Raw genomic sequence first — 10,089 nt, forward strand, 5'->3', positions numbered from 1 at the left:
ACTGCCTGCCTGCGGCAGTCGCTCAGGACAGGCTTGCAGGGGAGGATTGGCGTCAGCGCGAGGCATGTTTCCCTGCATCCCCTGTCGCTCAACCACGCAGCACCTTGACCGGGATCGCGCTCTGCAGCGCCTGGCCGGTGATCGGATCATAGCCGGCCGTTTCGCTCACCAGCCGGTTGGTCGATCCCCCGCGCAGCGGAACCTCTTCGGGCCCGTGATCAGGGTCGCCATAGCCATGCGCCATCGAGATGACGCCGCGGCGCAGCGAAGCCGATGCCTTGGCGAGCGCATGGACCTCGCCATGCGGCGAAGCGATGCGGATCATCTCGCCGTCCCGAACGCCCAGACCTGCCAGATCGTCGGGATGGATATGCGCCGGGTTGGTGGTGCGCTTGGCCTTGAGCGCCGAAAGATGCCCGCCGGTCGAGTTGAACCGGTGGCGGCTGCGGCGCGAGATCAGCCGGAAGGGATAGCCACGGGCCGCCGGATCGTCCTCGCCATAGCGAATCAGCTGCTGCGGCATCGCGCCTGCCGCCAGATCGAACCGCGCCTCGTGACCCGGTTCCGCCGGTTCGACGATAGGGTGCTTGTCTTCATAGATGACCGCTCGGCCGTCGGGGCTGTCGGCATGGACCTGGCTCGGCGGCACGACGCAGCCCGCGACCGCGAGGTCGAGAAACGCCTCCTTGTCGGGGCAGGCATCCATCGGGCACGGCCCGCCCGCGAGCGGCAGCCCGGTGCCGAGCCGTTTCGCCAGCCCCCAGAGCATCTCGTATTCGTCGAGCAGGTCGCCGGGGCGCGGCAGGATCGCCTCGGTATAGCGCGCGTAGGGAATCTCGTACCACCATTCGGACAGCGACGAGATGTCGTCGCGCTCGAGGCTCATCAGCGGCGCGAGGATATAGTCCGATCGGCGCGCAGACACGCCTTCTGCGCGGATATCGACGCTGACGAACAGGTCGAGCGCTTCTATCGCGCGCGCCATCTTGTCCTGGTCGGGAAAGGCGAGCATCGGGTTGCCGCCGATCGAGATCAGCGCCTTGATCTGGCCGGGGCCGGGGGTGAGAATCTCGTCGGCCAGCACATTGCACGGCATCTCGAACATCAGATGGGTGAGGCCCCGAAAGCGCGAGGCGGGATAGCCTTCGCCCCAGAGCTTCATCGGCGGATTGACCTGTGCCCGGCGCGGCGTGACCGGCGTGAAGATGCGCGGGATCGCGCTCTTCTCGCCCTCGCGGCAGAAGCGGCCGCACAGGATGTTGAGGCTGCTCACCAGATATTGCGTCAGCGTGCCGTTGCCCGCCATTTCGGGGCCGGTGCCGGTGCTGGCCGATCCCCTGGCGCCGCCCGCGAACATCCGCGCGGCGGCGATCAGATCGGCCTCACCGACACCCGCGCGCGCCGCGGCGACCGGCGGCGGAAAGCCCGAGACCGCCTCTTTCAGCTCGGCAAGGCCATCGACAAAGCCTTGCACGAACGCCTCGTCATAGAGCCGTTCCTCCAGGATCACGTGGATCATCCCGGCCAGCAGCGCCGGGTCCTCGCCGGGCTTGACCGGCAGATGGATATGCGCGAGCGCCGCGACATCGCTCTCCCGCGGATCGGCGACGATCAGCTTGAGGCCACCCGCGATCGCATCGCGCAACCGGCGTGAGGGCGAGAAGGGTGGCAGGCCGCCGGGCGGGCCGTAATGCGAGACGATCGGATTGTTGCCGATGAAAAAGGCGACATCGGCCTCGCCGAACACATGCCCGCCGCCCGCCCAGCTGCCATATTGCGCGGCCGTATAGACCTTCGCGGGCTGGTCGAGCGTGACGCTGGTATAGAAATGCCGGGTGCCCAATCCTTGCGCGAACGCCATCGCCGAGGCGACCCCCGCGCTGTTCTGGAAGGCATAGGTGCCCGCATAGATCGCGACGCTGTCTGGCCCGTGCTCGTCGATCAGCGGTTTCAGCCTCGCCGCGATCTCGTCGAGCGCGGTCTGGGTGGCGATCGGCTCGAACCCTTGCGGGGTCTTTTTCTGCGAAGACAACAGGCGTTCGGGATGGTGATGCGCCTCGGGCAGTTGCCGGCCCTTGATGCAGGTATAGCCGCCGAACACCGGGTCCTCGGTGTCGCCCGATACGCGCACCACCCGGTCGCCTTCGGTCTCGACCAGGATGGCGCAATTGGCATGGCAGAAACGACAGAAGCTGCGCTGTACCGGCATCGCGTTGACCCCTTCTGCACATGCTCCGCCAGGCCGCGCGGAAGGCGCGCAGCATCCCGGCCGGAGTCTGGCCTTGTGCAGCCAGCCTAGCGGTTGCCGTAGGGTCCGCGACTGTCATTTTTGACACTTGAGGCATTGCGGGCCTGCGATCATTTTTGCGCAACATAGTAAAAGGTGCGGGCGCAGAAGGCCGCAGCATTGAGGGGAGGTTTGTGATGAGGGTGTCCACCTATCTGTCGGCATCAACCTTCGCATTGGGGCTCGCGATGCTCGCGGCGCCCCAGGCGGCCATGGCGCAGGAGGCCTCCGACCAGGCGACCAGCGCCGAGCAGGCCGAGGAGGGGGGGCTCCGCACCATCGTCGTCACCGCGCAGCGCCGCGAGGAATCGCTCCAGGCGGTGCCGGTCGCGGTGTCCGCCATCGACTCCGAGGCGCTGGCCACCGGCGCGGTCGACGATCTTCGCGACTTTGCCGGGCGCGTTCCCGGTCTGGTGGTCGATCCGGTCAATGCCGGTCCCTCCGCCGCCGCCATCGCGATCCGCGGCATCAGCTTCGAGGATATCGAGAAGTCGTTCGACCCGGCGGTCGGCGTGGTGGTCGACGATGTGTTCATCGGCACCAATACCGGCCAGCTGCTCGATGCGTTCGACCTCGAATCGATCGAGGTGCTGCGCGGCCCGCAAGGCACCCTGTTCGGCCGCAACACGATCGGCGGCGTGATCAACGTGCGCCGCAGCAAGCCCACCGGCGAATGGGGCGTGCGCGCCTCGATCGGCTATGCCGAATACAACACGGTGCGCGGCCGTCTGGTCGTCAACACCCCGATGATCGGCGACTTTCTCGCGTTCAAGGGTTTCTTCTTCTACGACAATACCGATGGCTATCTGCGCAACGTGACGCAGGGCAACCGCCGCACCAACCAGTATGAGGTGTGGACCGCGGGCGTCACCGCGCTGGTCACGCCGACAGACGATATCGAGGCGGTGATCACCTACGAACATATGGAAGAGGATGGCGAGGTTGCCACCGCGAGCGTCTCCAGCGACCGCGACCTGATCTGTCTGCAGGTGCCGGTGCCGGGCGTCGGACTGGTCCGCGCCTTCCAGATCCCGAACAACCAGTGCAACCGCACGCCCACCAACAGCCGCCTGCTCTATCAGGTGTTCGGCAACATCCAGACGCCGGTGCGCAACAAGACCGATGCGATCAGCGGCACGATCAATATCGAACTTGGCGATTTCACGCTCACCTCGGTCACCGGCTGGCGCAAGAACAACGAAAGCGTGCGGCAGGATTTCGACTCGGCGTCGATCAACTTCTTCGACACGCTGCGCATCCAGCGCTACGAGCAGTTCAGCCAGGAAATCCGCTTTGCCGGCGACGTCACCGACTGGATGGATATCGTGCTGGGCGCCTATTATTTCGACAGCCAGTACACGCTGCGCCAGACCTCGTTCTTCGGCTTTCTCGGCCCCAATGCCAGCGCCTTCCAGCTGTCGGTCGGCGATTCCAAATCCTATGCCGGTTTTGCCGATGCGCGGTTCAAGCTCTCGGACAACCTGACCTTCGGCGTCGGCGGCCGCTATACCAAGGATGAAAAGGCGCTGGTCACCAATTTCGCGCTCAGCCCGACCGGCGCCTGCCCGGTCGGTTTTGCCGGGATCGTCGCCGCCAATTGCCGGGGCTCGGAGGATTTCGGCGAATTCACCTATCGCGCCAGCCTCGACTATCAGTTCGATGGCGGCCAGCTGGTCTATGCGAGCTATTCGCGCGGCTTCCGCTCGGGCGGCTTCAACGGTCGCGCCGCGACCCCGACCGCGATCGGCCCCTATCAGCCCGAAATCGTCGACGCCTATGAAATCGGCCTGAAGGCGGACTGGCTCGACCGCCGGTTGCGCACCAATATCGCGATCTTCCAGACCGATTATTCGGACAAGCAGGAAGAGCTGGTGCGCGCGACGCAAGCGCCGTTCAACGCGATCCAGGCGCAGGAAACCATCGTCGAGAACGCCGCTTCGGCGCGGATCAAGGGTGTCGAGCTCGAGATCGTCGCGCTTCCCGCCGACGACCTGTCGTTCAACTTTTCCGCGACCTATCTCGATGCCAACTACCAGAATTTCGTGCGCGGCGGCATCGACGTGTCCGATCTCGACCTGCGTCGCGCGCCCAAATATGCCTGGTCCGCAGGGTTCGACTACACGCGTCCGGTGGGCGACGGCGAATTCCGCTGGAGCACCATCTTCCGCTATGTCGACAAGTACACCACCTGCATCGTCGCCGACGCCGCGCTGCAAGCGCAGGGCATCATCACCAACGACCGCCGCTGCGAATCCTCGGAGCGCGAGATCCTCGACTCGACGCTGTCGTACAAGCACGATTTCGGCGGCGCGCAGGCAACGTTCAGCGTGTTCGGCCGCAACCTGCTCGACAATCGCGGACTTTCGAGCACGCTGCCGGTGGCGGGCCTGTTCGCCTTTGCCGGTGTCCGCCCGCCGCGGCAGTTCGGCGCTGAACTGATGCTGGAATTCTGATAGCCTCTCCATCGCCCGCCGTCCTTCGCATGAGGGCGGCGGGCTTTTTGTTGTCACCACCGACGGGACATGCAGCAGCGACCATGGCCAAGCCCTTTCCCCCGCATCCCTTCCTGCACGGGCACCATGCGCCCAACCGGTTCGAGGCCGATGCGCCCGATCTGGTGATCGAGGGGGAAATTCCGCAGGATCTGGCCGGGGTCTTCTATCGCAACGGGCCCGAGCCGCTGCACCCGACGCGCGGCGACGAATATCACTGGTTCGACGGCGACGGCATGGTCTACGGCTTCTTCATCGAGAACGGCCGCGTCTCGATGCGCAACCGCTGGGTGCGGACCGAGAAGTTCGAGCTGGAAAGGGCCGCGGGCGAGCGATTGTTTGGGGTGTTCGGCAACCCGATGACCGCCGACCCTTCGGTGCAGGGCAAGCGCTACAACACCGCCAACACCAATATCATCGTGCATGGCGGCAAGCTGCTCGCGCTGATGGAAGGCGCGCCGCCGGTCGAGATGCACCCGCGCGACCTCAGCACCATCGGCGAGGAGCATTATGGCGGCACCATCTCGACCACCTTCTCCGCGCATCCCAAGCTCGACCATGCCACCGGCGAGCTGATCAATATCGGCGCGATGATCAACGGGCCGATGGGCGCGGCGGAAATCCGCTATGACATTATCGACCGCACCGGGGCGCTGACGCACAGCGAGGTGATCCCCGTGCCGCACATGAGCCTGATGCACACCTTCTTCGTCACCGAGAACTGGGTGGTGTTTCCCGTGCTGCCGATCGACACCGATCTGGGCCGTTTCATGCGCGGCGGGCCGATGACCGCCTGGGTCAACGACCGCCCGTCCAAGCTGGCGGTGATGCCGCGCCGGGGCAGTGCCGAAGACGTGCGCTGGTTCGAGTACGAACCGCGCCACATGTTCCACGAGCTCAACGTGTGGGAAGAAGGGGACAAGATCATCGCCGATGTCGCCGCCGCCAACGGCACCGCGCTGTTCCCCGACGAGACCGGGGTGCGCGCGACGCATGCCGGCACGCGCCAGAGCCTGCGCCGCTGGACGATCGACCTGCATGCGAATAGCGACATGCTGCGCGAGGAGGTGATCAACGAGCGCGACCTGCAATTCCCGCGCCCCGACGACCGGCTGATGACGCGGCGGACGCGCCAGGCCTTTGCCAATATCAACCTCGAATCGCGCGATGCCCGGGCCGAGGGACTCGATGCAGTGCTACGCTTCGATACGCAAACCGGCCAGGAAGACATCTATCATTTCGGCAAGGGGTCTGCGGCAGGCGAATTGATCTTCGCGCCGCGCCTGGGCGCGAAGACCGGGCCGGAGGGCGAGGCGGACGGCTATGCGATGACGCTGGTCCACCGCGCCGATGCGCCGGGCAGCGAGCTGGCGATCTTCCACGCGCTCGACATCGCCTCGGGCCCGATCGCGCGGGTGCACGTGCCTTTCCGCGTGCCCAGCGGCTTCCACTGCAATTTCTCCCCCGCCGATGGCGATCTCTACGCCCAGGCGATGGCGCACTGATGGCATGAGCATGATCGCCGACATGGTGGCGCGGGGCGCCGCCGCTACCCCGGACAAGACCGCGCTGATCCAGGACGATGCAGGCCTGAGTTATGCCGAGCTCCATGATCTGACCTGCCGCTGCGTCGCCGCGCTCAAGGCGAGCGGCATCGGCAAGGGCGACCGGGTGGCGTTTCTCGGCCTCAACCATGTCGACTATGTCATCCTGCTGATCGCGGCGCTGCGCATCGGCGCGGTGACGGTGGCGGTCAACTGGCGGCTGGTCCCGCGCGAGATCGCCTATATCGTCCAGGATGCGGGCGCGCGCTTCCTGCTGACGCAATCGGCGGTGCTGGACAATGCGCTGGCGGTGCGCGCCGAGGCGGGGCTCGAGACGATCCTGCTCAGCGATAACGGTTTCGAGGGGCGGCTCGATTTCCGCGCCTGGGTTCGGGGCTTTGCACCCGATGAGCGCGTCGCCGCGCTGGAACCGGCGGATGTCGCGGTGCAGCTCTACACCTCGGGCACGACGGGCCATCCCAAGGGGGCGTTGCTCACGCACGGCAGCCTCACCGCATCGCTCAGCCAGGGGCGCAAGATCGGCGAGGACTGGGCGGCCTGGTGGCCGAGCGACGTGTCGCTGGTGGCGATGCCGCTCTTCCATATCGGCGGCACCGCCTGGGTGATGCAGACGCTGAACGGCGGCGGCACCGGCGTGATCCTGGCCCAGCCCGATGTCGCGGTCATCATCGCCACGGTGCAGCGCCATGGCATCACCAAGATGTTCGCGGTGCCTGCGGTGCTCAACATGATCCTCAACCATCCCGATGCCGCAGGTGCCGACTTTTCCTCGATGCGCGTGTTGCCCTATGGGGCCTCGCCGATCCCGCTCGATGTGCTCAGCCGATCGATGCAGATGTTCCCCAATGCTGAGTTCGTGCAGATGTACGGCGCGACCGAGACCAGCGGCACGATCGTCTATCTGCCGCCCGAGGACCATGATGTCGCGGGCACGCTGCGGATGAAGGGCTGCGGCAAGCCGTTTCCCGATGTCGAGCTTCGCATCGTCGGCGAGGACGGTCGGGACCGAGCCCCCGGCGAGGTGGGCGAGGTCTGGGTGCGCGCGCCTTTGGTGATGGCGGGCTATCACAACCTGCCCGAGGCCAATGCCAGCGCCTTCGTCCAGGGCTGGTACCGCACCGGCGACGCGGCCTATCGCGACGAGGACGGCTATCTGTACCTCTACGACCGGGTGAAGGACATGATCGTCTCGGGCGGCGAGAATATCTATCCTGCCGAGGTCGAGAACGCGCTGCACCACCATCCCGCCGTGCGCGACTGCGCGGTGATCGGCGTGCCCGATGCGCGCTGGGGCGAGGCGGTGAAGGCGATCGTCGTGCTGCACCCGGGTGAGAGCATCGACGCCGACGATCTGATCGCATTTGCCCGCACGCAGATCGCGGGGTTCAAATGCCCCAAGAGCGTGGATTTCGTCGACGAACTGCCGCGCAACCCCTCGGGCAAGGTGCTCAAGAAGGAATTGCGCAAGCTCTACTGGCAGGAGGGCGAGCGGCAGATCGGGTAACGCGGAGGCTTGGTGGGGTTGGCCGGTCCCCCGCGCAGGCGGGGGCCCATCTCCCGACCGTTGTGCCGGGTGACAGCTTAGGAGATGGGCTCCCGCCTGCGCGGGAGACCAGGACTTGTGGGAGAGAATGCAGATGACCACCACCCGCCAATGGCTGATCGCAGGCCGCCCGCGCGGCCGTCCGGTCGAGGACAGCGATTTCGAGCTCGTCACGCGCGATCTCCCCCCGCCGGCGCCGGGCCAGATGCTGCTCAGGACGCACTATCTGGGCTTCGATCCGGCGCAGAAGGGCTGGATGGAGAATATCGCCGATTATGTCGCGCCGACCGAGATCGGCGAGGTGATGCGCGGTTCGGGCATTTCGGAGGTGATCGAATCGAACGGCGGCAAGTTCCCGGTCGGCAGTATGGTGATCGGATCGACCGGCTGGACCGAATATCACCTGTCCGACGGCGAGGGGCTGGTGCCGTGCGACCCCGAATTGCCGCCGACCGCGATGATGTCGGTGCTCGGCACCACCGGACTCACCGCCTATTGCGGGCTGTTCAAGATCGGCAAGCCCGTCGCGGGCGATACCGTGCTGGTTTCGGGCGCCGCCGGGGCGACCGGGTCGGTGGTCGGCCAGCTCGCGAAGATCGCCGGGTGCCGCGTCGTCGGCATTGCGGGCGGCGCGGACAAGTGCGCGTGGCTGGTGGAAGAGGCGGGCTATGACGCCGCGATCGACTACAAGGCGGGCGGCGTGCGTCAGGCGATCAAGGAGCATTGCCCGCGCGGCGTCGATGTCATCTTCGACAATGTCGGCGGTGCGATCCTCGACGACATGCTCAGCCAGATCGCGACGGGCGCGCGCGTCGTCATCTGCGGCGGCATCAGCCGTTACGAGACCGGGCAGATGCCCGCCGGGCCGCAGAACTATTTCAACCTGATCTTCCGCCGCGCGACGATGACCGGCTTCATCGTGCTCGACTGGGCGGCGGAGTTCCCCGCTATTCGCAAGCGGCTTGCGGGTTTCGTGCATGACGGGCGGCTGACCTATCGCGAGGACATCCAGCACGGCTTCGAGAATGCGCCGCAGACGATGCAGCGGCTGTTCTCTGGCGCCAATCGCGGCAAGCAGATGCTGAAGATCTGACGGCATTGGCCGGTCCGCTGCGCAGGCAGGGGCCATCTGCAGGCGGTTGCGTCTGGCCCGCCGGCAGGAGATGGGTCCCCGCCTTCGCGGGGAACCGGCAGAGGGAGACCGCCCGTGACCGAGGAATCGCAGCTCAAGGCCATCGTCCAGGCCGTCTATGCCCATGCCGGTGCGGGCGACTGGGCGGCGTGCGAGGCGCTGCTCTCGCCCGACCTGGTGATTTATGAGGCGGCGGGCCTGCCTTATGCCGGCACCTATTACGGCCGCGATGCCTTGCGGCGGCTGCACGGCATCGTCATGGCGCACTGGCAGGACCCCGCCATCGAATTCCACGCCATGACGGCGGGCGACGGACATGTCGTCAGCCTGGTGACCTTTCACCTGACGTCGAGAGCCACCGGCAGGCGCGCCGCGATGCCGCTGGCGGAAATGTTCCGGATCGAGCGTGGCCTGGTCGCCGAAATCCGGCCTTTCTATTTCGACCCCGCTGCGGTTGGCGCGCTCGACCGGGATTGAGCCCGGCAAAAGCGGAACTATAGATGCCAAAAGCGCAACTTTGTTGCGCCGCACAACGCGTGATTTCGCCCTAAGTCTCTGATTTTCCGTCCCACCGATACAGACATGCAGAAAATGCATCTGGCTGCGCGAAAATATCATTCGCAAATGCAGCATTGCGTATTGAAACCTATCAACCGCGCAATTAAATGGACGCCACAACAAGATTGCCCGCCACGGGCCCGTTCGTCCTCCCCGCGATTGAAAGGAATGCCATCATGAACCTTCGTTCCGCACTGCTCGGCGCCGTTCTCCTGGCCGCCACCGCCGCTCCCGCCTTCGCGCAGGACGACGCCCTGATCTCGAAGAACCAGACCATCTACGACGCCGAAGGCAAGCGCGTCGGCAAGGTGACCCGCGTTCTCGAAGACGGCTCGGCCCTGGTCATCTACAAGGGCAAGGTCGTGCGCATCGGCGCCTCGACCCTGACCGCCGCCGAAGGCAAGGTCACGACCTCGCTTTCGAAGAAGGAACTTGCCCGTCTGGATTGATCCTCTCGATCCATGACACCCGAAAAGGCCGGGGAAGCACACCGCTTCTCCGGCCTTTTTCGT

At 65.8% G+C, this 10,089-nt stretch carries 7 protein-coding genes; 6 read left to right on the forward strand and 1 reads right to left on the reverse strand.

The window, feature by feature from the left end:
• Nucleotides 1-88: 88 nt before the first annotated feature.
• Nucleotides 89-2,209 (reverse strand): molybdopterin-containing oxidoreductase family protein, encoded by a 2,121-nt coding sequence (locus DM995_RS13285; protein ID WP_116969731.1) that lies wholly within the window; start codon nt 2,207-2,209, stop codon nt 89-91.
• 215 nt (nt 2,210-2,424) lie between these two features.
• On the opposite strand from DM995_RS13285, the gene DM995_RS13290 reads away from it, so the two are divergent.
• The 6 genes from DM995_RS13290 to DM995_RS13315 all read left to right on the forward strand — a co-directional run bounded on the left by DM995_RS13290 (nt 2,425) and on the right by DM995_RS13315 (nt 10,026).
• On the forward strand, nt 2,425-4,740 hold the full coding sequence (locus tag DM995_RS13290; RefSeq protein ID WP_116969732.1) for a TonB-dependent receptor: 2,316 nt from the start codon (nt 2,425-2,427) through the stop codon (nt 4,738-4,740).
• An 83-nt stretch (nt 4,741-4,823) separates the two neighbouring features.
• Complete coding sequence (locus DM995_RS13295) at nt 4,824-6,284, forward strand: carotenoid oxygenase family protein (protein WP_157973206.1); 1,461 nt, start codon at nt 4,824-4,826, stop codon at nt 6,282-6,284.
• A gap of 4 nt (nt 6,285-6,288) precedes the next feature.
• Nucleotides 6,289-7,848: a long-chain-fatty-acid--CoA ligase gene (locus tag DM995_RS13300; protein WP_116969734.1), complete on the forward strand. Its 1,560-nt coding sequence runs from the start codon at nt 6,289-6,291 to the stop codon at nt 7,846-7,848.
• Nucleotides 7,849-7,981: 133 nt separating this feature from the next.
• Nucleotides 7,982-8,980, forward strand: coding sequence for an NADP-dependent oxidoreductase (locus tag DM995_RS13305; RefSeq protein ID WP_116969735.1), 999 nt, complete (start codon nt 7,982-7,984; stop codon nt 8,978-8,980).
• Between the two features lie 114 nt (nt 8,981-9,094).
• Nucleotides 9,095-9,496, forward strand: coding sequence for a nuclear transport factor 2 family protein (locus tag DM995_RS13310; RefSeq protein ID WP_157973207.1), 402 nt, complete (start codon nt 9,095-9,097; stop codon nt 9,494-9,496).
• A gap of 188 nt (nt 9,497-9,684) precedes the next feature.
• Nucleotides 9,685-10,026 (forward strand): hypothetical protein, encoded by a 342-nt coding sequence (locus tag DM995_RS13315; protein ID WP_232824384.1) that lies wholly within the window; start codon nt 9,685-9,687, stop codon nt 10,024-10,026.
• Nucleotides 10,027-10,089: the final 63 nt, after the last annotated feature.

Origin of the sequence: Blastomonas sp. UPD001, from assembly GCF_003426715.1 — a bacterium.
Lineage (GTDB): Bacteria > Pseudomonadota > Alphaproteobacteria > Sphingomonadales > Sphingomonadaceae > Blastomonas.